At 42.0% G+C, this 23,084-nt stretch carries 24 protein-coding genes and 1 other RNA gene; 12 read left to right on the top strand and 13 right to left on the bottom strand.

Annotated elements, in window-relative coordinates; all coding sequences use genetic code 11:
• Together murD and LC586_RS33470 are read left to right on the top strand one after the other, a co-directional pair.
• On the top strand, window positions 1-1,125 hold a 1,125-nt coding region (gene murD / locus LC586_RS33475), incomplete at its 5' end, for a UDP-N-acetylmuramoyl-L-alanine--D-glutamate ligase (protein WP_229489775.1).
• Window positions 1,126-1,629: 504 nt separating this feature from the next.
• Window positions 1,630-2,046, top strand: a complete 417-nt coding sequence (locus LC586_RS33470; RefSeq protein WP_229489774.1) for a PAN domain-containing protein — start codon at window positions 1,630-1,632, stop codon at window positions 2,044-2,046.
• Between the two features lie 86 nt (window positions 2,047-2,132).
• Here LC586_RS33470 and LC586_RS33465 read toward each other — a convergent pair whose 3' ends face one another.
• Both LC586_RS33465 and LC586_RS33460 read right to left on the bottom strand, forming a co-directional pair.
• A complete protein-coding gene (locus LC586_RS33465; RefSeq protein WP_229489773.1) occupies window positions 2,133-2,357 on the bottom strand; it encodes a type II toxin-antitoxin system HicB family antitoxin in 225 nt (74 codons plus the stop codon).
• A gap of 11 nt (window positions 2,358-2,368) precedes the next feature.
• The gene (locus tag LC586_RS33460) at window positions 2,369-2,521 is read right to left on the bottom strand and encodes a type II toxin-antitoxin system HicA family toxin (RefSeq protein ID WP_229457632.1); all 153 of its coding nucleotides are present in this window, start codon (window positions 2,519-2,521) and stop codon (window positions 2,369-2,371) included.
• 110 nt (window positions 2,522-2,631) lie between these two features.
• On the opposite strand from LC586_RS33460, the gene LC586_RS33455 reads away from it, so the two are divergent.
• On the top strand, window positions 2,632-2,946 hold the full coding sequence (locus LC586_RS33455; protein WP_229489772.1) for a hypothetical protein: 315 nt from the start codon (window positions 2,632-2,634) through the stop codon (window positions 2,944-2,946).
• A 275-nt stretch (window positions 2,947-3,221) separates the two neighbouring features.
• Here LC586_RS33455 and LC586_RS33450 read toward each other — a convergent pair whose 3' ends face one another.
• A complete protein-coding gene (locus LC586_RS33450) occupies window positions 3,222-3,446 on the bottom strand; it encodes a type II toxin-antitoxin system HicB family antitoxin (protein WP_229489771.1) in 225 nt (74 codons plus the stop codon).
• 235 nt (window positions 3,447-3,681) lie between these two features.
• Between LC586_RS33450 and argS the strand changes: the two genes are divergently transcribed.
• The 3 genes from argS (at window position 3,682) to LC586_RS33435 (ending at window position 6,682) form a co-directional block, all read left to right on the top strand.
• Window positions 3,682-5,445 carry an arginine--tRNA ligase gene (gene argS / locus LC586_RS33445; protein WP_229489770.1) on the top strand — a complete coding sequence of 588 codons (1,764 nt, stop codon included), beginning with the start codon at window positions 3,682-3,684 and terminating at the stop codon, window positions 5,443-5,445.
• Between the two features lie 174 nt (window positions 5,446-5,619).
• Window positions 5,620-6,183 carry a Uma2 family endonuclease gene (locus tag LC586_RS33440; protein WP_229489768.1) on the top strand — a complete coding sequence of 188 codons (564 nt, stop codon included), beginning with the start codon at window positions 5,620-5,622 and terminating at the stop codon, window positions 6,181-6,183.
• A 37-nt stretch (window positions 6,184-6,220) separates the two neighbouring features.
• Window positions 6,221-6,682 carry a cobalamin biosynthesis protein gene (locus tag LC586_RS33435; RefSeq protein ID WP_229489767.1) on the top strand — a complete coding sequence of 154 codons (462 nt, stop codon included), beginning with the start codon at window positions 6,221-6,223 and terminating at the stop codon, window positions 6,680-6,682.
• Between the two features lie 148 nt (window positions 6,683-6,830).
• Here LC586_RS33435 and LC586_RS33430 read toward each other — a convergent pair whose 3' ends face one another.
• From LC586_RS33430 to LC586_RS33395, 8 genes are all read right to left on the bottom strand, one after another.
• The gene (locus LC586_RS33430) at window positions 6,831-7,184 is read right to left on the bottom strand and encodes a phage holin family protein (protein WP_229489766.1); all 354 of its coding nucleotides are present in this window, start codon (window positions 7,182-7,184) and stop codon (window positions 6,831-6,833) included.
• A gap of 572 nt (window positions 7,185-7,756) precedes the next feature.
• A complete protein-coding gene (locus LC586_RS33425; RefSeq protein WP_229489765.1) occupies window positions 7,757-8,782 on the bottom strand; it encodes a peptidoglycan-binding domain-containing protein in 1,026 nt (341 codons plus the stop codon).
• A gap of 89 nt (window positions 8,783-8,871) precedes the next feature.
• Window positions 8,872-10,143, bottom strand: coding sequence for a M16 family metallopeptidase (locus LC586_RS33420; protein ID WP_229489778.1), 1,272 nt, complete (start codon window positions 10,141-10,143; stop codon window positions 8,872-8,874).
• Window positions 10,144-10,251: 108 nt separating this feature from the next.
• Complete coding sequence (locus tag LC586_RS33415) at window positions 10,252-11,517, bottom strand: M16 family metallopeptidase (protein WP_229489764.1); 1,266 nt, start codon at window positions 11,515-11,517, stop codon at window positions 10,252-10,254.
• Window positions 11,518-11,784: 267 nt separating this feature from the next.
• Window positions 11,785-11,967: non-coding RNA, 6S RNA (ssrS, locus tag LC586_RS33410), on the bottom strand.
• A 60-nt stretch (window positions 11,968-12,027) separates the two neighbouring features.
• Complete coding sequence (locus LC586_RS33405) at window positions 12,028-13,182, bottom strand: 5-(carboxyamino)imidazole ribonucleotide synthase (protein WP_229489777.1); 1,155 nt, start codon at window positions 13,180-13,182, stop codon at window positions 12,028-12,030.
• The gene (locus LC586_RS33400) at window positions 13,179-13,670 is read right to left on the bottom strand and encodes a pentapeptide repeat-containing protein (RefSeq protein WP_229489776.1); all 492 of its coding nucleotides are present in this window, start codon (window positions 13,668-13,670) and stop codon (window positions 13,179-13,181) included. Before LC586_RS33400 ends, LC586_RS33405 begins: the two co-directional genes overlap by 4 nt.
• Window positions 13,671-13,975: 305 nt before the next feature.
• A complete protein-coding gene (locus LC586_RS33395) occupies window positions 13,976-14,128 on the bottom strand; it encodes a lmo0937 family membrane protein (protein ID WP_229476220.1) in 153 nt (50 codons plus the stop codon).
• A 523-nt stretch (window positions 14,129-14,651) separates the two neighbouring features.
• Between LC586_RS33395 and LC586_RS33390 the strand changes: the two genes are divergently transcribed.
• From LC586_RS33390 to LC586_RS33365, 6 genes are all read left to right on the top strand, one after another.
• Window positions 14,652-14,975 carry a slr1957 family protein gene (locus LC586_RS33390; RefSeq protein WP_229462178.1) on the top strand — a complete coding sequence of 108 codons (324 nt, stop codon included), beginning with the start codon at window positions 14,652-14,654 and terminating at the stop codon, window positions 14,973-14,975.
• A 385-nt stretch (window positions 14,976-15,360) separates the two neighbouring features.
• Complete coding sequence (locus LC586_RS33385) at window positions 15,361-17,193, top strand: DNA cytosine methyltransferase (RefSeq protein ID WP_229489763.1); 1,833 nt, start codon at window positions 15,361-15,363, stop codon at window positions 17,191-17,193.
• A 7-nt stretch (window positions 17,194-17,200) separates the two neighbouring features.
• Complete coding sequence (locus LC586_RS33380; RefSeq protein WP_229489762.1) at window positions 17,201-18,511, top strand: hypothetical protein; 1,311 nt, start codon at window positions 17,201-17,203, stop codon at window positions 18,509-18,511.
• Between the two features lie 225 nt (window positions 18,512-18,736).
• The gene (locus LC586_RS33375) at window positions 18,737-20,767 is read left to right on the top strand and encodes an FAD-dependent oxidoreductase (protein WP_229489761.1); all 2,031 of its coding nucleotides are present in this window, start codon (window positions 18,737-18,739) and stop codon (window positions 20,765-20,767) included.
• A gap of 128 nt (window positions 20,768-20,895) precedes the next feature.
• Complete coding sequence (clpS, locus tag LC586_RS33370) at window positions 20,896-21,222, top strand: ATP-dependent Clp protease adapter ClpS (RefSeq protein WP_306423312.1); 327 nt, start codon at window positions 20,896-20,898, stop codon at window positions 21,220-21,222.
• A 5-nt stretch (window positions 21,223-21,227) separates the two neighbouring features.
• Window positions 21,228-21,551, top strand: coding sequence for a DUF2103 domain-containing protein (locus LC586_RS33365; protein ID WP_229489760.1), 324 nt, complete (start codon window positions 21,228-21,230; stop codon window positions 21,549-21,551).
• Window positions 21,552-21,661: 110 nt separating this feature from the next.
• Here the strand turns inward: LC586_RS33365 and LC586_RS33360 are convergent, their stop codons facing one another.
• A complete protein-coding gene (locus tag LC586_RS33360; protein ID WP_229489758.1) occupies window positions 21,662-21,982 on the bottom strand; it encodes a hypothetical protein in 321 nt (106 codons plus the stop codon).
• A gap of 380 nt (window positions 21,983-22,362) precedes the next feature.
• A complete protein-coding gene (locus LC586_RS33355) occupies window positions 22,363-22,848 on the bottom strand; it encodes a molybdenum cofactor biosynthesis protein MoaE (RefSeq protein ID WP_229489756.1) in 486 nt (161 codons plus the stop codon).
• Between the last annotated feature and the right edge of the window lie 236 nt (window positions 22,849-23,084).

The following is a 23,084-nucleotide window of genomic DNA, read 5'->3' as shown; positions in this document are numbered from 1 at the left end:
GGGGGGGATGAGGGAGCAGGGGGAGATGAGGGAGCAGGGGGAGCAGGGGGAGATAGGGAAGTAAATTCTTCCTCATCCCCCTCATCCCCCTCATCTTCCTCATCCCCCTCATTCCCCTCATCCCCCTCATCCCCCTCATCCCCCTCATCCCCCTCATCCCCCTCATCCCCCTCACTCGATTGGGTGATTGCGGAAATTAGCAGCTATCAAATAGAATCTTCGAGTTCTCTTGCTCCACGTATCGGTGTTTGGACGACTTTCACACCGGATCATCTTAGTCGCCATAAGACTTTAGAGAACTATTACAATATCAAAGCCAAGCTGTTGCGTCAGTCCGAGTTGCAAGTGTTCAATGGCGATGATGCCTACTTGAGGCAACAAGGTTTAAGTGCTTGGCCTGATGCCTATTGGACAAGTGTCAGAGGAAAAGATTTCCTGATTAGCGAAAAAGGCTTTTACATCGAGGACGACTGGGTTGTGGAAAAATTGACTGCAACCTCTGCACCAGAACCGATTGTGAAAGTATCTAGTTTGCGGATGGTGGGAGAACATAACCAACAAAATCTCTTGATGGCAGTAGCAACGGCACGGTTAGCGGGAATTAATCGTGATGCGATCGCACGTGCTATTGTTGAATTTCCTGGCGTTGCTCATCGTTTGGAGCATATCTGCACTTGGGAAGGTATTGATTTCATTAACGACAGCAAAGCCACTAACTACGATGCTGCCGAAGTTGGTTTAGCATCCGTTAACAGTCCAGCGATTTTAATTGCTGGTGGAGAAGCAAAAGCAGGTGATGATACTGGCTGGCTAGCACAAATTCAAGCCAAAGCTGCTGCTGTGTTATTGATTGGCTCTGCTGCACCCACATTTGCCCAACGCCTCCAAGAGGTGGGGTATTATTCTTACGAAATTGTGGAAACTATGGAAAGGGCAGTTCCTAGAGCAGCAGAATTAGCTAAGGAGTATCAAGCGCGTGTAGTATTGCTATCTCCGGCTTGCGCGAGTTTCGACCAGTACCCGAATTTTGAGGTGCGGGGCGATCGTTTCCGTCAGTTGTGCCTTGATTGGGCGGAAGCAGAGAAGCTTCAATACAATTCGATTCTTTCATCCCCTCTGCCTTAGTACAGTTTTGCGTAAAAGCGTAGCGTTTTCAATGCAGGGGAACGCATTGGCATTGCATTGAGATGCATTAACAATGCAAGCCGACGCATTAACAAGGCCGCCGACGCATTAACAATGCAAGCCGACGCATTAACAAGGCCGCCGACGCATTAACAAGGCCGCCGACGCATTAACAAGGCCGCCGACGCATTAACAAGGCCGCCGATGCATTAACAAGGCCGCCGACGCATTAACAAAGCGGCCGACGCATTAACAAGGCCGCCGATGCATTAACAAGGCCGCTGGCGCATTAACAAAGCGGCCGACGCATTCATTGCCATTGCAGGGTATTGCCAAATTTAATTCGCTACGAATTAAGGAAATGCTGTACTTAGCTCATTCACTGTGTAGCTGCAAGTCACACAGTGAATGAATTATGTAAAATTATTAACAATTTTGGTATTTGGTAGCAAATAACTGTAGAGTATACAGCTATTAATAATACTGTGTAGCCAGGAGAGATTTATGAAATTCAAAATGGTCGCAGCTTGGCAATATGCAAAGAAAAATTTTGTTTTCCCAAAAAATATTATATTTTTTGGGTTGGTACTTTTGCTAATTTTAGGTTTTAGTACGGCTGTAAACTTGATACCATTGGCTCAACCTGCCACAGCTCAAGTGGCTCCACTCTCAACCACTATTCCACGTTATGCCGTAACTGCTGAATTTGGTAGAGATAGAGCAGGTAGCGATTACACATCTTTTGTGACGACTTCACCATCCGCTTCAGTTTGCCAGGAGTCTTGTATTAATGATAGCAGGTGTAGTGCTTATACCTATGTTCGACCAGGAGTACAAGGTACTAATGCTGTTTGTTATTTAAAATCTGTAGCACCACCATTAACACCAAATAGCTGCTGTGTATCCGGTGTGAAATTGTAAGCTAAAAGTGCGGTGCGATCGCATTATCACATAGACTTCAATATTCTAGAAGGATTGTTTAGAGCTAATTTAGTGGTTTCCTACAATTATATTTTGCTGTAGTTTGCAACTTCAACCTCATGAGCGATGCTTGTAGGTTTAGGAATAGGTAAACCATCTTCTAGCATTCCTTCTAGATGAAATTCAATAGCTTCTGCAATCATCTGCTTGACTTCTTCTAAGGTTGCACCTGTAGTTACACAACCTGGTAAATCAGGGACATAAGCAGAGTAATTACTATCCGCCTTTTCAATCACCACTACGTAATGCATTGCCGTTCTCCTTATAACTGTGCTTGCCTCCAAATACTACTGAGAGTACCAGGGGCTAAGTCGTCAGACAATTTACCTGGAACTGTAACTAAACCTGGTTTATCAGGATGCTTGAACTGTCGATGACTACCTTTAGTTCTATCAAGATACAAACTTCCATGCAATTGAGAACCGCTATAGGAGGATTGTTTACTACTAATTTAGTGATTTACTATAGACCTCTTGCAAAAGTCCTAGATGTGTGGGACAAGTAGGTTAGAGTTGGGTAGGATTGATGACGTTGGAAAAAAGAGAGAGTACCGTACCTACTTCCAAACAAGCAAATGCGATCGCTCAACAAACAAATGCGATCGCTCAACAATCAAATCCTGTCGCTCAACAATCAAATCCTGTCGCTCAACAATCAAATCCTGTCGCTCAACAATCAAATCCTGTCGCTCAACAATCAAATCCTGTCGCTCAACAAGCAAATGCTGTCGCTCAACAAGCAAATGCTGTCGCTCAACAAGCAAATGCTGTCGCTCAACAAGCAAATGCTGTCGCTCAACAAGCAAATGCGTACGCTCAACAAGCAAATGCGTACGCTTAACAAGCAAATGCGTACGCTTAACAAGCAAATGCGTACGCTCAACCTGACTTTTGACCAGGGCTATTTCGTTCTAAACATAAACCGCCCAGAACTAAAGTTCACAGGCTTTTAGCTTAAGTCCACTAAAGTGGACTAAAAGCCTTTCTTAGTCGTCTTTAGACGACTTTTGCTATTAGCCTCAGAATTTATTCTGAGGCGGGCTAGATGAGAATGAAATAGCCCTGCTTTTGACGGGATGTGGAAAAGGGGATAGACCTTTGCAAGAGGTCTTATAATTATATTTTGATGTAGTTTGCAACTTCAACCTCATGAGCGATGCTTGTAGGTTTAGGAATAGGTAAACCATCTTCTAGCATTCCTTCTAGATGAAATTCAATCGCTTCTGTAATCATCTGCTTAACTTCTTCTAAAGTTTCACCCACAGCTACACAACCTGGTAAATCAAGGACATAAGCACCGTAGCTAGTTTCTCCCTTTTCAATCACAACTGTATAACGCATTACTCTTCCTCCAATTGAGCTTTTTCCCCCTTCCCGCCACGGGTTGGGGGTTAGGGGGTTAGGTTTTTGGTGGATTCCACATAACGTGAAGTCAGATTTTATCATGGGTTTCAGCATTGCTAAGTAGATGGGCAAAAATATTTCTCATGAATCGAGTGGCTCAAAATGAAATGCTAAAGTTAATAATCAAGCTTTTCCAGAGCTACATTCTCTCTCTCCCAGATAAAATTTATATATGAACGCTACACAAGAAAAACTAAAAATTCAGCTTGAGCAGGCAATAGTTGCGGCTTTTGGCGCTGACTTTGCTGGAGTAGATCCAATTTTGGTTTCTGCTAGTAATCCTAAATTTGGTGATTATCAGGCGAATGTGGCTTTATCCCTGAGTAAAAAGTTAGGATTGCAACCAAGAGCGATCGCAGGTGCGATCGCCCTGAAACTAGATGTATCGGAAATCTGCGAACCGCCAGAAATCGCTGGGCCAGGATTTATCAATCTGAAACTGAAAACGGCATACCTGGAAGCACAACTGAATGAGATACAAGCTGATCCTCGATTGGGAGTTCCAGCCGCGAAAACGCCTAAGCGGGAAATTGTGGACTTTTCTAGTCCGAATATTGCTAAAGAAATGCACGTTGGACACTTGCGTTCTACGATTATTGGTGATTCCATCGCCCGGATTTTAGAATTTCAAGGACACGATGTTTTGCGATTAAATCATGTAGGTGATTGGGGTACGCAGTTTGGCATGTTAATTGCCTATCTGCGGGAAGTTTACCCAGACGCGCTTACCACGGCTAATGCTTTAGATATTGGTGATTTAGTCTCTTTTTACCGCAAAGCTAAACTGCGGTTTGATACAGATGCAGCTTTTCAAGAAACAGCACGGCAAGAAGTTGTCAGATTACAAGCAGGTGCAGAGGATACACTTCATGCTTGGAAACTGCTGTGTGAACAATCACGGCAAGAGTTTCAAATAATTTATGACTTGTTGGATGTCCAGGTAATTGAACGCGGGGAATCTTTTTATAACCCTTTACTATCTGGCGTTGTGGAAGATTTAGAGAAATCTGGATTACTCGTAGAAAACCAGGGCGCAAAATGCGTTTTTCTGGAAGGGTTTACAAATAGAGAAGGTGAACCTTTGCCCTTAATTGTGCAAAAATCAGATGGCGGCTATAACTACGCCACAACAGATTTAGCATCCCTCCGCTACCGGATTCAGCAAGATCAAGCAAAGCGGATAATTTATGTAACAGATGCTGGACAAGGAAACCACTTTGCCCAATTTTTCCAAGTAGCACGCAAAGCTAGATGGATTCCCGATGATGTGGAATTAGTGCATGTGCCCTTTGGATTGGTGTTAGGAGAAGATGGGAAGAAATTCAAAACTCGTTCTGGGGATACTGTGCGGTTGCGAGATTTATTAGATGAAGCTGTTTCTCGTGCCTATGCTGACTTAAAAACTAGATTACAAGAAGAAGAACGCCAAGAAACTGAAGAATTTATTAATGAAGTTGCTAGGGTAGTTGGGATCAGTGCAGTTAAATATGCAGACTTAAGCCAAAACCGCACCAGTAACTACATTTTTAGCTACGACAAAATGCTGGATTTTAAAGGTAATACTGCGCCCTATATGCTGTACGCTTATGCGCGGATTCAGGGAATTAGCCGCAAGGGTGATATTAACTTTAAGGAGTTGGGAAACAATGCTGTTTTGTTAGAGCATGAAACAGAATTAGCTCTGGCAAAATATTTACTTCAACTGGATGAAGTTATTAGTAGTGTAGAGCAAGACTTGCTACCCAATCGTTTATGTGAGTATTTGTATGAACTGAGTAAAAAGTTTAATCAGTTTTATGACCGTAATCAGGGAGTTCAGGTTTTGGAGGCGGAGGAACCGCAACGAACATCACGCTTGATTCTGTGTGATTTGACTGCTAGAACTTTGAAGTTGGGATTATCTTTGTTGGGAATTCAGGTATTGGAAAGGATGTAATATTTTTTTAACGCATAGGCGCTTCGCCTTCCCGTAGGGTAGGAACGCTGAGGTAACGCATAGGCGCTTCGCCTTCCCGCAGGGTAGGTACGCAGAGTAAGAGTTAAGCTGATTTTTTCTTTGTGTACTTTGCGGTTTTTTAATTAGAATTGCTGGACTTGGAGGCGATCGCAAATGGTACAGACACCATCAAAAAGCATAACTTTGGCAGAGTTTCTGAAGCTACCAGAAACAAAGCCCGCCAGTGAATACATCAATGGTCAAATTATTCAAAAGCCAATGGGACAGGGAGAACATAGCACTATTCAAGGTGAACTGATTATTTTTATTAATGCTATATTGAAATCCCAAAGAGTTGCACGAGCATATCCAGAGCTGCGGTGTACTTTTGGTGGCAGATCAATTATCCCCGATGTAGCGGTATTTACTTGGGAGAGAATACCTCGCAAAGAAAATGGCAGGGTAGCAAATTTATTTTCAGCAGCTCCGGATTGGACTATCGAGATTCTATCACCTGACCAAAGACAAACGAAAGTTACAAAAAATATTCTGCATTGCCTGAATTATGAAACACAAATGGGTTGGCTGATTGATCCAGAAGAACAAACGGTATTCGTGTACATCCGTAATCAACAGCCAGTCATGTTGGATGAATTAGAAGCTTTACTACCTGTGCCAGATTTTGCAAGTGAGTTGAGGCTGACAGTAGGAGATTTATTTGGTTGGCTGTTGGAGTAAACCAAATCCTGACGAATTGAATAAGGAAATACACCAAGTGCAACAGGTTTTATGGGTAGGAATCGGTTGTAAACGGGGAACCTCATGGCAGTTGATTGATGGGGCAATTGAGCAAATATTTCGAGAAAATCAACTTTTTCAAAGTGCGATCGCAGGTATTGCTACCATTGACACTAAAGCTTCGGAAGTTGGTTTAATAGAACTTTGTAACCTACGCAATTTGCCCCTAAAAACCTTTTCTGCCCAAATCCTTCGCTCTGTCTGTGTCCCCAACCCTGCCAAAATTACCGACCACAAAGTAGGTACACCTAGCGTAGCAGAAGCAGCTGCTATTCTTGCGGCTACTCAAACCCCATTGTTGACTGCTTCCCCTTTTACCAGCATAGAAGCATTGGGAGTGAGATTCCTAATTTCTAAACAGATTTTCCAGCTAGAAGGGCAACCAGGAGCGGTAACGCTAGCTGTTGCCCAAGCCTCAAATATGAGTATTACAATTTAACGCCGTGTGCAAGTTTCTCTCAAACCTAACCCCCAGCCCCTTCCCTACCAGTGAAGGGGAGCAAGAATCAAAGCCTCTCTCCGTTTCGGGGAGAGGTTTGGAGAGGGGTTTTAAGAATAGTCGCACATTGCGTAATTTACTAATTTTTCTAGTCAACAACTCTCAAAAAATAGTTAATTATGCTAGAAACAATAGCTAGCACAATTGAACCTAACAAAGCAGGTAAAAAGCCCCGAATCTCAAAACCAGAACCAGGAGTTAAAGCACTTGCTAACCAAAGGGTTAAAGCGTTGATTACCAATGTAAATAAACCAAAGGTGAGCAAGGTAATTGGAAAGGTCAAAATCTGTAAAATTGGTCTAACAAATGCATTAACCAGACCAATAACAAGGGCAGCTATCAAGGCAGTCACAAAATTCTTGATAAAGAATCCCGGAACGATATTAGCAGTCATAAATAACGCCACCGCAGTACCGAGCCAAGTTAATAAAAAGTGTTGCATAAGTTTTTTTAGAGGAATTAGCAGTAAGTTTAATTAATTTCACTATTTACAGATGTGATCTGTAACACTATCAGGTGTCGTTGTGCTTGACTCTTAAAGTTGTCATCATTTTTTGTCAGCCCAAAAGCAATGTAATTTTTCAGTGCTGGCATAGAGAGATACTTTTAATCGGTGTATCTTTATCGTATTGCAGGATGTACCTGATTAAATTCTAGGACTTACGCATTGACAAGAAATACCAAATATGGATAAGCTTAAAACCCACATCTTTCGTAAGGGCACAGCAATGCTGTGCCCCTACAGCATGGTCTATTTACGATCGCAGGATAATTAAGAAAAGGCTGAAAACTTCCGCGAGCATCGTTAATGCACATCACGATGCATTTGTACAGTGCGGAAGTCCTAAATTCATAAAAAATGGTGTGAACCGCAAAACCCCTACAGAGGTTTATCGAAGTTGAAAAACCTCTGTACCTTGGGATTTCCAAGAAATAAGTTATCAGAACTTCGGAGCATTTTGCCCGCGCCTTTGGTTACACACAAAGGAGACGCTGGCTATGCTCATAGTATGCCTAACGCCGCAAAAGAGCCTCCCAGGTAGAGCCACCAACTACACCGTCAGCTTCTAAACCATAGCGCTTTTGTGCAGCTTTCACAGCTGCTTCGGTTGTCTCGCCAAAGTCTCCATCGGCATTGCCTCTCAAGAAACCAAGCTTTTTCAGTTGTTGTTGCAACTTGACAACTTCAGAACCACGTAATCCTATACGCAAAATTGGCAATCCTTCTGAGGTGTATTGAATACCAGGGGTTCGCTTAGTAGTTGTGTTTGGCTGAGTTCGAGTAGTTTGCCGAGTCCGTGTAGTTGACTGAGTTCGAGTAGTTGATGTAGTACGATTCGGCGTTTTCTGTGTGCTTGAAGTTGTAGTTTTTTTTGGGGTAGCAGGTCTTGGCTCAGGGCTAGTCGCAACTTGTCTTACGGCTTTTTTTGGGGTAGTAGGTCTTGGTTCGGGGCTAGTCGGAACTTGTGTTACAGCTTGTCTTGGAGGATTGGAATTTATAACGTTGGTGACATTGCTAGCCTGGGTTGGAACAGGAAAATTCGTAGCTGAGTTAAATCTTGGCTGGGATGAGGGAACGGTTGATGCTGCTACTGGTTGATTAGGGAAAAGTCGTTGCCAAGTGCTGGCATCAACAATGCCATCTGGATTCAAACCAGCAGCTTGTTTAAACCGGGCAACGGCACTGGCTGTATTCTGACTATATGTACCATCTACGGCACCAGAATAAAAACCCAAAAGTTTTAGAGCTGCCTGAAGTTCAGATACACGTTCGCCTTGGCTACCAACTTTGAGGATAGGGCGGTTGATGCTATTTCCAGGATTTACTTGGGCAATTTTTTGTGGCGCTGCTATTGATACTACAGCTGTTGAGGCAATAAGCAGAGGCGTAGTGGAGAACAAGAGTATTTCAATGGCTAATAAAGATTTAGACTTCTTTGGCCACCAACCCTTTGGCCGTTTTTCCATCCTACAGCGATTTCCAGTTGGGTCTAGTAATTTTAAGTAACTCAAAATACTTGCTGTCAGGCTGCTTTGCATGGAATTCACTCCCAGAATATTCTCATGCTAATGGTACAGCCGCTTGGTCTAAAAAACAGCTGCTGCATTTTACGATTATACATTCTCAGTTATGCGATCGCTCGATTAATTGCTTCTTCTTGACCAACTAAAGACAAGTAAGGCTCTTTTAAATACTTACAAGCTGAAGCGATGGCATCCTGGGCACTCACAGCCGCAATTAATTCTTGAAACTTTGTGTCAAAATCAATTCCTAAGCCCAAAATTTCATACCAACCGTATATCTGAGCAATTTGCCCGTTCGTTTGTTTACCCAAGGCGTACTGTCCCAGTATCTTGTTTTTAGCAGCTTGGAGTGCGCTTTCGGATACTTCGGTGGTAGACAATAAATCTACTTCTGTACGCAATCCTTCTAGGGCTATGCTAGTATTTTCTGGTGCTGTACCCATGTAAACCACAAATGACGCTGGAAATAGCCTTGTGGAGTAAAAGGCGGATACTTCGTAAGCTAAACCGCGTTTTTCCCGCAATTCGACAAACAAGCGACTAGAAAGCCCATTTCCCAAGTAGGTACACAGCAACTTCAGGGCGGGGTAGTCAACAGAACTCACTGAGGTTCCCAAATACCCAAGCATCACGATTGATTGTTGTGTCTGTACTGGCTTAACTCTTACCTGCGGTTCCACCTTAATCTCAGGTAGATTCAGTATTGGTGGTGCTTGGGCTGGCGCTTGCCAATCAGCAAACACTTCTTCTACCGACGCTGCTGCATCTGTGGCTGTGACTCTACCAGCAATACTAATTACTACATTATCTGGACGGAAATAAGTTTGGTGATACTCCACTAAATCCGCACGAGTTAAGCGGCTCATAGTGGTTTCATCTCCCAGCACTGACATAGAGTATGGATGATTTTGGTACATTACTTGCCGCATTTGTTCAAAGGCAACATTGAACGGTTGCTCTTTTTGGGAACGAATATCCTGGAGTGCTAAACGCCGTTCTAGTTCCACTTGAGTTTCGGGAAAAGTAGGCGATCGCAAAATCCGCCCTGCCAATGTTAAAATTTCCCCAAAATCGGATGTTACCGTTTTGAAAGATAGCAAAAAATAATCAGTGCCAGCATCTGCACTCAAACTCGCTCCTACAGACTCGACTTTTTCTGCAATTTCCAAACTAGAAAGACCATCGCATCCCTTTGTCATCACTGCTGATAGCAAATGCGCCAACCCTGCTTGCTCCCGGTTTTCGTTACAACTACCAGCGCGCACAAAAATTCGCGCCGCAATAATATCCGCAGCAGGATTTTCTGCCACCAGTACGACAATGCCATTATTCAATACGGTGCGATGGATAGGCGATTTTTGCAGCAAGGTTGTCATTTGTAATTTGTCCTTTGTCATTTGTCCTTTGTCCTTTGTCCTTTGTCATTGGTCATTTGTCTTTTGCTAATGACTAATGACTAATGACTAATGACTAATAACTAATGACTAACACGGTTTAAGTACAGTAACCGCATAATTCTCCGGCGAGAGATACTGTTTAGCTAATTTTTGCAGTTCTTTGGCATCAAAAGACTGAATCTGCTGAGGATATGTCACAGCTAATTCAGCTTGGGCGATGGTATTGTAATACCCGTAAAGCCCTGTAAGTTGATTTGGCGTTTCGGTAGAAAACGCATACTCATTACATAGCAGCCTGCGTGTACGAGCAAGTTCCTGTTCACTAATTCCTGTAGTCTGCAAATCATCCAAATGAGCGCAAATTAAGGACTCAACTTCCTCCAAATTTTCTGGTTCCAACCAGGCAGTAATTGTAAATAAACTCGATTCCCGTTGTAGAGAAAAACTACTGTAAATCCCCTGTACCAATTGCAAATCTTCTCGTAAATCACGCACTAAACGCGAAGTCCGCCCTTCTGCCAATAACACTGACAATAAATCTAAACCATAGCCAGCGCGGATTTCTTCTACTCCAGGAACCAGCCACGCCATCAATAATCGCGCTTGTTCTATGCGTGGTAAATACAGTTCTTGACGATGAATACCTGTTATTACTGGCTTTGTCACTTTCTTAAACTGCGGACAATTAGAGCGTTCGGCAAAATCAGCAAATGAACTATTTACCATTTCCCAAGCTGGTTGCTGGGCTATACCCCCGGCAATTACCACCGTCATGTTTTCCGGCTGATAGTGAGTGCGGTGAAAACAGCGCATTGCTTCTGGCGATTGCTGCATCAGTTCTTGCTCAGTACCCAACACCGAACGTCCGTAAGGGTGATGCGGATAGATGCTTTGAATCAGCGCTTGGAATCCTATCCAGTCGGAATCGTCCTGACAAGAGCGAATTTCCTCTAGCACCACGTCCCGTTCGCGGCTAAATTCATCTTCTGGAATTGCCGCATTGAGCAGTAGCTCTCCCAAGTAGGGCAGAGTATCTTTTAAATAAGGGGCAGCCGTGGTGAGTGAATAATGAGCATAATCATAGCTTGTCGCCGCATTACTCACGCCTCCCCGATTTTCAACTTTAGAATCGAACATTCCAGGGGGTAGCGTCGCCGTACCTTTAAAAATCATGTGTTCTAAAAAGTGCGCTATGCCAAACCACGGTTTTGGTTCTAGGCTTGCTCCAGCACGAACCCAAACATCCGCCACAACTACAGGAGTAGTGGGAATTTCTTGATGAATAAAAGTTAAACCACTGTCTAGTCGGAAGACCGAGGCAGGAAATACTGTATTAGTTAGTTGCTGTGACAATTTTCTGTAGCTTTAACCACAATTTCAGATAATTTTGTCATCTTAACTCTGAACGATACCTAATTTAGAATCAAGTTATACAGATTTTGTTTTTATCTCCAAGTATTACTAATTTCTAATTAAATTTGTTTGATTAATACAGCCAAAATGCTGAATCTGCGTTGTTTCAGATTTTTAGTTTGCAATTTCTTATTTGTCCTATAAGGAATACTGATTTAAATAATTAAAGCTCCCAAGTTCTAACTGACTTTAGGAGCTAATAATTTTAAGTTCACCGCGACGCCGTTTTACCTAAGTTTATGACCTGGTTTAACCAGGTGGGAACCTAAATTCCTCGTTTAAAGTTTCCGGGTACATGCCCGGTCTACTGCCACGAGAACTGTTGACTCCCTTGTCTTTAAAGGCATAGATCAAAAAACTTGATGGCAGTCACCAACGTCGTAGTGGAACTTAACTCATTATAGCTTTTCAAAAGATGTTGTGTGTTCAACATCAAAAGTTTCTGAAAATTTACCTGGGATACCAGATAGATTCTATACTGTGGGCGATGGCGATCGCTTGCTCTCGATTCTGATTATCCAGCAAAACGGTAACATGTCCCAACTTCCGCCCAGGACGTGATTCTGTCTTCCCATACCAGTGAACGTGCGCCTGGGGAATTTCTGCTATTTGTTGACGCTGGCTTTGGTAGTCGCTATGAGAATTTTCATACCCTAGTAGGTTCACCATCACAGCGCCAGCGCACTGCAAAGCCGGATTTCCTAAAGGTAAACCACAAACGGCTCTCAGGTGCTGCTCAAACTGCGAAGTTTCACAGGCGTCAATAGAAAAATGCCCAGAATTGTGGGTACGGGGTGCAATTTCATTTACCAGGATTTTGCCATTAGTACCCAGAAATAGCTCAATTCCAAAAATGCCTACGACTTCTAGGCTATTTAATAAAGTATGTGCGATCGCTTGGATTTCTGCTACTTGATTAGGCGTAATTTCAGCAGGCGCAATTACCCGCCGACACACTTGTTGTTCTTGTTGGGTTTCTACCACTGGATAAGTTACAATTTCTCCCTCTACAGAACGAGCTGCAATTATTGCTAGTTCTCTTTCAAAAGGGACAAATTCTTCTAACAAGAAAAGTGATTGATTTAAAGTTTTTATTGTGCTTTCATAACTTAGCTTTTGCTCTAAAGTAGCAAAATCCTGAATTATGAAAGTACCTTGACCATCGTAACCGTGGCGGCGGGATTTGAGGACTGCTGGAAAACCTAGATATTCTATTTTTGATTTGAGATTTTCCACCTCGTCAAGGGCGAAAAATTGAGGAACTGGTAAGCCCAAGCCGCGTAAATAGCAACGCTGATGATATTTATCTAAAAGAGGAGCTAAAGCTTCTAATCTGGGACGAAAACAAACGCCTTGGTGTGCTAAAACAGATAAAGCATCTAAGTTAACAAATTCGTTTTCAAAGGTGATGACATCGCATTTTTTAGCTAATATTTCCGTAGCAGTTGCATCATCAACTGGAGCGAAAACAGTTTCTTTCGCAATTGACACGGCCGGGTCGTGTTCACTAGGAGTTTGTATTACTAATTCTACTCCTAGCTTCTGTGCTGCATCCGCCATCATCCAGGCAAGTTGTCCGCCACCAATTACACCAACACGTTTCATTGACATCCTAGAGAATCACGAGTTTGCACGCCTGTTTTGGAATTCACACCACTGGCTTTACCGCACAGTTCTTTGATTTGCGCTCTATCCAAAATTGCATCTGTAAAATCTGCACCGTCTATATTCACATCATTAAATATGGCGCGGAGCAAAAGAGCTTCTTTGAAAACTGCATCGCTCAAATCTGCCTTAGTCAAGTTTACCTGATCAACCATTGCATTCGTTAAATCTGCTCCGTGGAGATTTGCATTTGTCATCACCGAAGCACTCATAACTGCTCCCCGCAAGTCAGCGTTAGAAAAGTTAGCCAGTTCCATATTGGCGTTAGAAAACTCGGCAGCTTGCAAGCTGTCACCAGAAAAATCACGTCTTGACAACTCTGCATTGCTAAATGAAAGCGGATGAGTCCAGTCTACTGCCTGTGCGGGATCAGCCACGCACCATATAATAATTCCTAGAAGGAACGCCAACCCTTGCCGCCAAAACATATTGAGAGCCAATTTGGTGTCTAATCGCTGCATTTAATTACCGCATTTGAATATTAGCAAGATTGGCTGATTCTAATTAAGACTCGCAGCCTTGCTCTGGACTTGGGAGAAGTATATTTCCCTAGCTTAATATTTTGTAACGCAAAAAGGGTGGATGCGTAGCCTGTGGTAGACATCGCTTCTCATCCTTAGTAGCTAGAGAGCGGCAATATAGTGTTTCCTAAGCAGCTTAGGTACACTCAAATCTTTTTTGCCAAGGTTAGTAACTTTGAAAACCTACCTTACCAAATCGGGAACCACTATATTTACACATCACGCGCTTTGAAAAAATTATAGATAGCAAGGGCGATCGCTAAAAGCAACACTGCATGTATTAAACTTCCGGCAATATGAAGTGCCAGTCCTAATGCCCAAAAAGCAATCAGTACAACAACAATACCCCAAAGTATACTCAACATATATTTGATTTAAATCAAGTAAGTTTTTATTGATTTAGATATTTTACTCCTAGTTCACTTTGATTCTATTTACCCTCAGAGAGGTATAGAAATTTAAATCATCTTTCTTGAGAAAGAAAATTAATTAAAAATTTACCTTTTGCCCTTACCCGCAATTCTATTTCTCCTTGAACTGAGCCTAAGCTCGTGGATTTGTTTACAATTATTCATTTTTAGATTTGAATTTCAGGATATAAAGAGTTTTCTTAAGCAGTAATACTCATGAACTTATTTACAATTCTTGATTTTCAATATTTCAAGTAAAGTTTATTGTCTTTTAAATTCAACAGCCCCTATCAACTGTTAGTCTTTTAATTAATGAAAGCAAGGTTTGAGCGTAATTATATGCGTCTCAACTGCTTAACAAAGCTTAAAAGTTGGATAATTAGCGTTAATTTTATAGCGATTAGTTAGTTCTTCAGGAATCTCCAAGAGTTTACATTCACCAAGTACACAACTTCCACAAACCGAACTCCCAAACCCGATGATGAATCATTACTCACTTCAATGGATTGAGGCATGGTGCCAAGAAAATGGCTGGACAGATTTATTTGTAGAGCGACGTAACAACTTCTGGGCTTTCCCTCCGGGTGGGGTAATGCCGGAACCAATTCCAGTTCACGTTCTCAGAGTGATTAAAGCCGAGAAGGGATTGACTTTTGAAGAACGATTGTGGTCGATGTCCGCAGTAATTGGCACAATCCTAGCTGTTCTTTTTACCTTTTGGTTGCAGTCACCGATGCCATTAGTTTTGGCTTTCGCTTTTAACGCCGTTACGGTGGCTCAATTTGAACTTGAAGATGCCTAAATTTTTATTTTGGGCTTTGCTATTAAAAACTGCTCTTGTCTAGTTTCAGCAAGAGCAGTTTTTAATTTTAGAAAACGAGATAAAATCACGACAAATCGGTTAAATTTTCGGATAGGGATTGAAGTTGGGAAGATTTTTTCACGGGTAGATGGATGGAATACACTATTCTAGTCTTTAGGCAACTTTGTGCCACCAAAGAATATTGTACACAACCTCCAGCCGCTATATTTTAGATTACGCAATGCAACAGTTGTCTCTTTTCCTCGATTTGTCTAGCTCCGAGCCAATTAATACAACTTGGTTCCAAGATATTTTAGCCATTCTTAGAGTCAGGCAAGAACCAGCATGGACTGACAATTTTGGTAAATCTCTCCGCCAATGGCTGATGGAACAGGGACATACCCCCATTAAAACACTCAGCTTATTTTCTGGTGGTGGTGGATTAGACATTGGATTTCATGATGCTGGCTTTGAAATCATTCAAATGGTAGAGCTTGAAGCTAAGTATGTTCAGACTTTACAAAAGAATTCTTTACCAGAGAAATGGCTAGAAGGCTCTGAAGCTGTTTGCATTGATATTAGAGATTATTTACCTGAATCTCATCTGACAGTAGACTTTATTATTGGAGGCCCCCCTTGTCAAACTTTCTCTGCTGCCGGACGTAGAGCTGCTGGAGTCTCTGGAACAACTGATGCTAGAGGTACACTATTTCAAGAATATGTTCGTATTCTCAATGTACTTAAGCCGAAAGGATTCTTATTTGAAAATGTATATGGAATAACTGGTGCCAATGGAGGAAAAGCTTGGCAAGAAATTCAAAAAGCTTTTAGAGAAGTTGGCTACAATATTTATTTTCGGATTCTTGATGCCGCTGATTATGGAGTACCGCAACATCGAGAACGTTTATTTATTGTTGGATTAAAAGAAGGCGAATATTTATTTCCCTATCCTACTCATGGCCCAGATTCTCTGAATCAAAATTCTTATTATTCAGCAGGAGAAGCTGTAGAAGGCGCTGATATTTCAGAAATGGAAATAGGTTTAGGTGGACGTTTTGGACATCTACTCGGACATATTCCACCTGGACTGAACTATAGTTTTTATACAAAAGAGATGGGTTATCCTAACCCAATATTTAGCTGGAGATCGAAATTTTCAGATTTCTTGTATAAAGCAGATCCAACAAATCCAGTACGAACAATTAAAGCACAGGGAGGACAATATACCGGGCCCTTCAGTTGGGAAAATCGGAGATTCTCGATTGCAGAGTTAAAAAGATTACAGACTATTCCAGATGACTATGAACTTATTGGGAATAGGCAAGTTTCTATTGAACAAATCGGAAATTCAGTGCCTCCTCAACTTGGTCGGATATTGGCTCTTAGTATTCTAGAACAAGTAATTAAATTTGAATTACCTTTCCCTATAAGTTACTTACCTGAAAATAAAAAACTAGGTTTTCGGCAGAGAAAAAGAAAGTTAACAGAAATTTATTCTCAAAAGGCTAAATCTGCAATTGCAGATTTACGTCAATCAGGAAAAATTTTATCTATACCTCGTTTGAAATATGAAGACAAAGGAAAAATGATCAGATTTTTATCTGCTGATTTTTCTTGGACAACAGAACAAACTTCTGAAGGTGTAAAAATTTATATATCCTACGATTTGAATAATTCATGCTGGCTGTTCATAGCAGGTATCAATGATAATTGCCAAGAAGAAGATCAATTCGTGATAGATATTAATCCGTCTTGCGGTCATGATGAATGGGTTCTGGGAACATGTTCAGTTAAGCTTTGTGCTAAGGCTCTTGATGCACAGTTATATACATCTCTTTGGAAAGCTTTTGAAGAAAAGTTAACTGAAGCTACAGGAAAAGCGGATTTAGTTCAGTTATCTGGATATTATCAATACAATGCCCGAATTAGTGGAATAATAACTTTTCATCCTCAGTTGAAAGTTAAACCACTTTGGCGTGTAATCCAATGTGTGACGAGGTGTATTGGTACTGCTGCTCAACTTTCAGCTACAGAGCTTGCAGACCGATGGGGTGTGAAAGCAGAAGATGTCTTTTCCTATCTTCAGTCTCTGCGAGCTATGGGTTATGAAGTTAGAAATCACAACACAAACCCACAAATTCTCAAAGGTGAGTATTTGATTCCTTACGCCTTTCCTACACTAAACCCTAAAAGCCTGCAACTTCGCAAAAGTCTATAAACAGATTATGAATGAGATATACCTAAGAGTCTATACAAATAGAAGTGAGTTGGTTTTACCTGATGGAACAATTCAATACTTTCAAGAAGGAGGAATGAATCAGGCTGCAAAGATACGGTACAAGAAAATAGCAGTAGAACTATCTACAGGTTACTTGGAAAGACAGATTTTATTTTGCAGAGATTATTCATCGAATATTGATTTTTTGATCTTGAACCAAACGCATAAATATCTTTTAGATAGACTTGTACAGTCAGTGACCAGCGAAGTTGGTAGAGCATTAGTAGGTTTGTCAATTCTACAGTTGTGCGTTAAGGCAATTGAGCCAGAGCAGAGTATTAGGTTACACAAAGGTAGTACGGCTACAAGAGACTTTTCTTGGTGTGATGGTATCTCTATGCGTTCTCTCGATAAGCAATATATTACACCTGTGTTACGAAAATATGAACTACTGAGATTGAATGCGGATGGTTTCATGATGACACGCGGTTTAGCAGAAAATTACCCGTATTCATCTGTATATAAAGCCAATATGAGAGGCGCACGTTCTGAGTGGGTAAGTCTTGTTGAGGCAATTGAGAAAGACGAAGTGGTTTCTGAAGTAGCATTGCGCTATCTTCTTTCGCAACTACTCAATCAAGCAGATAACTTTAGAAGATTAGCTTTACAAACTATTGAGAATATGACATTATTTCTGGGAGCAACAGTTGTTAATAAAGGCATTTTATTAAGTCTCATACTGCGTCACATTAATCAATCTGATTATGCGGCTCGTTTAATGGAGATAGCTATGCATAGCTTAATGCAAGCTATGCAAGAATACCAAGTTTTTCCCCACAGGTTGCTAAAACCACTTTCGCAAATGCGTTCAGCCAATAAGAAGCATGGCAATGTTGGTGATATTGAACTTTTAGAGGATAGGCAAATTGTGGAAGCTTGGGATGCCAAGTATGGTAAGTCATACTTGCGAGATGAGATTGAGGAGTTATCAGAAAAACTGGAAGTACATCCCGCAGTTAGAAAGGCTGGTTCCGTTACAAGTGTTGAAGCTGAACGAATTGATGAACTGATGCCTAGATGCAATGAAATTGAAGAAATATTTGGGATATCACTTGAAATAGTTACTTTTAAAGAATGGGTAGAGCTACAGTTTGCTCGTACATCGGCAGAAGAGGCCACAACTGAGCAAGAACTTGCTTCTGCTTGGCTCATAGCTTACACAGAATCTTTAGCACAGCAACGTAGGGAGATTGCCCCAATTGATGAGCCATGTTATCAATGGCTGCTTAAGCTAAACGAGACTTTGACAATTGAATAGCTGAATGCTGCTCATATTCAAGACTTGGGTGAAGTGAGGAATTCAACAAGCTACTCACACTTATTTTCTTAAAATTTTCACCTGTTCGAGCGTGCTATTCGCTTCAAAAACTTTAATCCCACGCTATATTGCGTAGATTACCTTGTAAAGAATTGCTTGAGTTAAACATTTGCTAGATGCTACCGTCTACAAAATGGAACAGAAGTTGAAGGGGTTTCTTTAACCATGAAGGGTAGACACAAAGTAGCTTTTAGTTTAACATCGCTGATTAGTCTTAATTTAATATCTAGTTTAGTTGCATTTGATGGTGCGATCGCCACAGTACCGAGAACCCCAGATAAAAGTGTCAACTGCGAAATTTTAGTTGTGGGTGGTGGACTATCTGGTGTCGCCACAGCTTACGAGGGCTTACTAGCAGGACGAACGGTTTGTCTCACGGAAATTACTGACTGGCTGGGAGGACAAATTTCTTCTCAAGGGACATCTGCGTTAGACGAACGGCCAACTCAACGTGCTCTCAAATTTTATTCTCGCGGCTACCTAGAATTGCGAAACCGGATTGGGCGCAAATACGGTGAACTTAACCCCGGTGACTGTTGGGTAAGTGACTCCTGCTTTCTTCCCCGCGATGCTCACGCCATTTTGGCCCAGATGCTCAAAGATGCCGAGAAGCAAGGCAAAGGGAAGTTGCAATGGTTTCCCAACACGGTAATTAAGGATTTGGAAATCGCTGCTGATGGCAAAATAATTAATGGTGCGATCGCTATTCAACATCAACCACCAAAAGGCGCACCACCTCTCAATACCTTTACTTTATCTCAAAGTATTGAAGATTCTTATAGCTACGAAAACTCATCTCGATTTACCAAAACTATTGTCCGTTTCCTCCCCAAGGCAGATAAAGGGGATGCTCCTAAGTGGTACGTCGTAGACGCGAGCGAAACTGGAGAAATTATTGCACTTGCTGATGTCCCCTACCGATTGGGTATTGATGCCCGTTCTTACTTAGAACCTTCTGCGTCTAGCGCCAACAATGATCCTTATTGCCCTCAAGGCTTTACCTACACCTTTGCAATGGAGGCAACTAAGGAACCGCAACCGCAGACGATGCCCCCATTCTATTTACAATACGCACCATATTTTAGCTATGAATTAAAGCGACTGGCTAACTTTGACTTAGTTTTCACCTATCGTCGGATTTGGAGTCCAAATAAAGGGAAACCAGTAAAATTCGGCGGTCTCAGTTTTACTGCGGCTACACCAGGGGATATTTCCATGCAAAACTGGACTTGGGGTAACGACTACCGCCCCGGAACAGCTAAGGATAACTTAGTTTACAGTCGCCAACAGTTACAAGGCACTGGGCAGTTAAAACCAGGTGGTTGGATGGGAGGACTGCGAACAGAAACCCTCCGCAATGCTGAAGAAAATGCCCTCTCATTTTATTATTGGTTGGTAGCTGGGACTACAGATTCCCAGTTGGGGGAAGGTGTAAAACAGCAGCAAACTAATAACCGCTTTGTTTCCGGGTTAAATTCCCCAATGGGGACAGTGCATGGCTTATCGAAATATCCCTATATGCGCGAAGGACGGCGCATCATTGGACGCCCCAGTTGGGGACAACCTGGTGGCTTTGGTATTTGGGAAATTGATATTTCTCGCCGAGATTACAATGATCAGTATTACTCCCAGACTCTACCAGCAGATATGTATCGGAGGCTACGAGCAGCACTTGCAGGTTTGGAAGCAGTATCAGTAATTGAAGGTAAAGTTTCACCAGAAAAAGCAATGCGACGGACTCGTTCTACCATCTTCCCCGATGCTGTGGGTATTGGTCACTACGCTATAGATTTCCATCCTTGTATGGTGAATAGTCCCCCAGAAGCCCCTGGTAATATAGAACGTCCAGGTGAAAGGCGTGGTGCAGGCCTTGCTTATCCCTTCCAAATTGCTCTGAGGGCAATGATTCCCCAGAAAATTGATAATTTACTGGTAGGAGGCAAAAGCATTGCTACTAGTCATATTGCTGCTGCTGCTTATCGAGTCCATTCCTTTGAATGGTCGTCTGGCGCAGCTGCGGGAACTGTTGCTAGTTTTGCCATCAAAAATGCGATCGCACCCTACCAACTAGTCGATGACTTACCCAAACAAGAGCCACAACTGGAAGCACTCAAACGGCTTTTGCAACAAAATGGCAACCCCACAGCCTTCCCCGATACATCCATTTTTAACGAAAACTGGGATAATTGGCGGTAGATAGTCATTAGTCATTGGTCATTGGTCATTTGTTAAGGACAACGAACAACGGACAAATGACCAATGACAATGGACTAAACTAATTGTTTGTAGTGTAGTTTTGTAAAATTATCTTGCTTAATTGTTCTATGGTTATGACACTTTCAGCAGATGTTTACGGGATGGCCACAGCACCAACTAAAGCTCCTGAACGGTCTAATCAAGTTACCCGTAAGACTTATCCGAATTACAAAGTGATTGTATTAAACGATGATTTTAATACATTCCAACATGTGAGTGAATGTTTGATGAAATATATTCCAGGGATGACTGGCGATCGCGCATGGGATCTAACTAATCAGGTACACTATGAAGGTCAAGCGATCGTCTGGGTCGGGCCCCAAGAACCTGCGGAACTCTATCACCAGCAGCTGCATCGAGCAGGTTTGACAATGGCACCTCTAGAAGCAGCTTAATTATCATGGGCAAACCCACCGTAGATTCCCTCCGAGCAGCTTCGCAAAAAGCTGGCAGACTGGTTTGGAATCACTCGACCCACCTTGATGGTCTCATCCCCATTTTAGAACGTCTTTGTCAGCAGCATAGCATCCAAACTGTGACGCCCGGAGTGATTGGGCGGGCAAAAGGCCATTGCCCGAAAATGCAACTGCGCGTTTCAGTACCGATTCGCGGCGGCTATAAAGTAATTGCACGGCAGGGAAAGACGGTACAAGAGGTTTTTATTTTAACCCCTTTGGCGCAGTCAGAATTGGAAACGGCATTAGCGATCGCTATGAAATCTTAATCATGCCCAATTCCCAATTCCCACTTGCCCTGAGCGACTTGTGCCGAGCGTTCGCGTAGCGTCTCGCAGAGAAGCCGAGGTAAGCCGAAGGGATGCCCCATGCCTCATGACTATTCTTCAACACGGTGTACTGCAAATTTGTGTAGTGGCAGACTAACAATGCAAGAAAAAGTTAAGAAATATGACAGAGCCGTAGTTATTCTCAAAGTCATGAGCAAAGATTCCCAGTCGGGTAAAACTATTTTTTCTATACCAAAGGCTACACAGTAAACTAGCCAGTAAGTAAAGCTCATTCTAAATAAAATCCGCTCTGTTTCTTCTACATCATTTTTTTGCTGCTTGCCGTCCCACAGTAAAACTAGTCCAATAATGCAAGCTACAAAGGAAACAGCAACTACAAATTCGTGACAAAATATATTTAACGAATGCATTTGTGTTTATCCCCACATTTTTCAGTTGAAGATCAGTCTAAAGGAATATTCATTGTAGAAATACAAAATATTTACAAACCTCAATAGAGTCATGCAATTTATGTAAACAAATGCAACAAAAATTGTTTTTTTACAAACCTAAATATTTTTAATAAAAATTAAATATTTCTGTAAAGTAAGGGTTTGGGAATTAGAGATTACTAATTGGTTTAGATTTTGGACAAATAAAAAACTCGCATATTTTTTACTATGCTTTGGGAAACTTAAAGCCCAAACGGTAAAGTACTGGTTGATGTCATCCAGCACTTAGCGTCGCACACATCATAGTTAGGTTAGCTAATTGCTGGATAAATTGAGCGTGTTCAATAACCTGACAAATTTTAACAATTGTCTCCTGATGTTTCACAAGCGCCAATACTTACCCATCGGCTAGAACCATCTTCCCAATGTTCTTTCTTCCAAATGGGGGCTTCGTGTTTGAGGGTATCAATAGCATACTGGCAAGCTTCAAACGCCTCACTCCGATGAGGACAACCTACTGCGACTAAAACGCTAATTTCTCCAACTTGCAAACGTCCAGTGCGATGATGAATCACTACCCGATTCACATCAGGCGTAGATAAGCGAATATCAGCAGCAATTTGATAAAATATCCGCAATGCCATAGGTTCGTAGGCTTGATATTCTAGAGCAATTACAGGTTTACCATCAGTTTGATTGCGAACTACGCCACTCATCATAACCACAGCACCGTTGGCTGGATCGTAAGAATTGGCATAGATTTCTTCAAGAGACAATGGTGCAAAGCTAATGGCAAAACTATCTTCGGCTTTTGGTTTAACAGCAGAGGTAAGTGTAGTCGTCATAACTGCGTTCGTATTATGTAGGCTTTTTCTATTGTCCCTGAACAAAACACTGCTGGTGTATGATTAGTTGCTCTTGCTATAGCGCTTCTCGTTTCCGTGAGGTACACCCGTAGGGGCAAGTCTTTGCCCATTGGTGTCAACTTAAGCAAAAAGAAACCATAAGATGTAATCTAAGAATATCTTGATTGATGTTCTTAGTGATACATCATGAGTACAAAACGTCCAGCCCGAAAAGG

This window comes from Nostoc favosum CHAB5714 (genome assembly GCF_020829495.1).
Classification (GTDB): domain Bacteria; phylum Cyanobacteriota; class Cyanobacteriia; order Cyanobacteriales; family Nostocaceae; genus Nostoc; species Nostoc favosum.
The sequence above is the reverse complement of the archived record's forward strand: the minus strand, read 5'-3'. Positions and strand labels throughout refer to the sequence as shown.

Excerpts from the sequence above, each read along its gene's own strand:
- LC586_RS33470 (WP_229489774.1), top strand. The coding sequence starts at position 1,630 with ATGAAATTCAAAATGGTCGCAGCTTGGCAATATGCAAAGAAAAATTTT.
- LC586_RS33465 (WP_229489773.1), bottom strand. The coding sequence starts at position 2,357 with ATGCATTACGTAGTGGTGATTGAAAAGGCGGATAGTAATTACTCTGCT.
- LC586_RS33455 (WP_229489772.1), top strand. The coding sequence starts at position 2,632 with ATGACGTTGGAAAAAAGAGAGAGTACCGTACCTACTTCCAAACAAGCA.
- LC586_RS33450 (WP_229489771.1), bottom strand. The coding sequence starts at position 3,446 with ATGCGTTATACAGTTGTGATTGAAAAGGGAGAAACTAGCTACGGTGCT.
- argS (WP_229489770.1), top strand. The coding sequence starts at position 3,682 with ATGAACGCTACACAAGAAAAACTAAAAATTCAGCTTGAGCAGGCAATA.
- LC586_RS33440 (WP_229489768.1), top strand. The coding sequence starts at position 5,620 with ATGGTACAGACACCATCAAAAAGCATAACTTTGGCAGAGTTTCTGAAG.
- LC586_RS33430 (WP_229489766.1), bottom strand. The coding sequence starts at position 7,184 with ATGCAACACTTTTTATTAACTTGGCTCGGTACTGCGGTGGCGTTATTT.
- LC586_RS33425 (WP_229489765.1), bottom strand. The coding sequence starts at position 8,782 with ATGCAAAGCAGCCTGACAGCAAGTATTTTGAGTTACTTAAAATTACTA.
- LC586_RS33420 (WP_229489778.1), bottom strand. The coding sequence starts at position 10,143 with ATGACAACCTTGCTGCAAAAATCGCCTATCCATCGCACCGTATTGAAT.
- LC586_RS33405 (WP_229489777.1), bottom strand. The coding sequence starts at position 13,182 with ATGAAACGTGTTGGTGTAATTGGTGGCGGACAACTTGCCTGGATGATG.
- LC586_RS33400 (WP_229489776.1), bottom strand. The coding sequence starts at position 13,670 with ATGTTTTGGCGGCAAGGGTTGGCGTTCCTTCTAGGAATTATTATATGG.
- LC586_RS33395 (WP_229476220.1), bottom strand. The coding sequence starts at position 14,128 with ATGTTGAGTATACTTTGGGGTATTGTTGTTGTACTGATTGCTTTTTGG.
- LC586_RS33390 (WP_229462178.1), top strand. The coding sequence starts at position 14,652 with ATGATGAATCATTACTCACTTCAATGGATTGAGGCATGGTGCCAAGAA.
- LC586_RS33385 (WP_229489763.1), top strand. The coding sequence starts at position 15,361 with ATGGAACAGGGACATACCCCCATTAAAACACTCAGCTTATTTTCTGGT.
- LC586_RS33380 (WP_229489762.1), top strand. The coding sequence starts at position 17,201 with ATGAATGAGATATACCTAAGAGTCTATACAAATAGAAGTGAGTTGGTT.
- LC586_RS33375 (WP_229489761.1), top strand. The coding sequence starts at position 18,737 with ATGAAGGGTAGACACAAAGTAGCTTTTAGTTTAACATCGCTGATTAGT.
- clpS (WP_306423312.1), top strand. The coding sequence starts at position 20,896 with ATGGTTATGACACTTTCAGCAGATGTTTACGGGATGGCCACAGCACCA.
- LC586_RS33365 (WP_229489760.1), top strand. The coding sequence starts at position 21,228 with ATGGGCAAACCCACCGTAGATTCCCTCCGAGCAGCTTCGCAAAAAGCT.
- LC586_RS33360 (WP_229489758.1), bottom strand. The coding sequence starts at position 21,982 with ATGCATTCGTTAAATATATTTTGTCACGAATTTGTAGTTGCTGTTTCC.
- LC586_RS33355 (WP_229489756.1), bottom strand. The coding sequence starts at position 22,848 with ATGACGACTACACTTACCTCTGCTGTTAAACCAAAAGCCGAAGATAGT.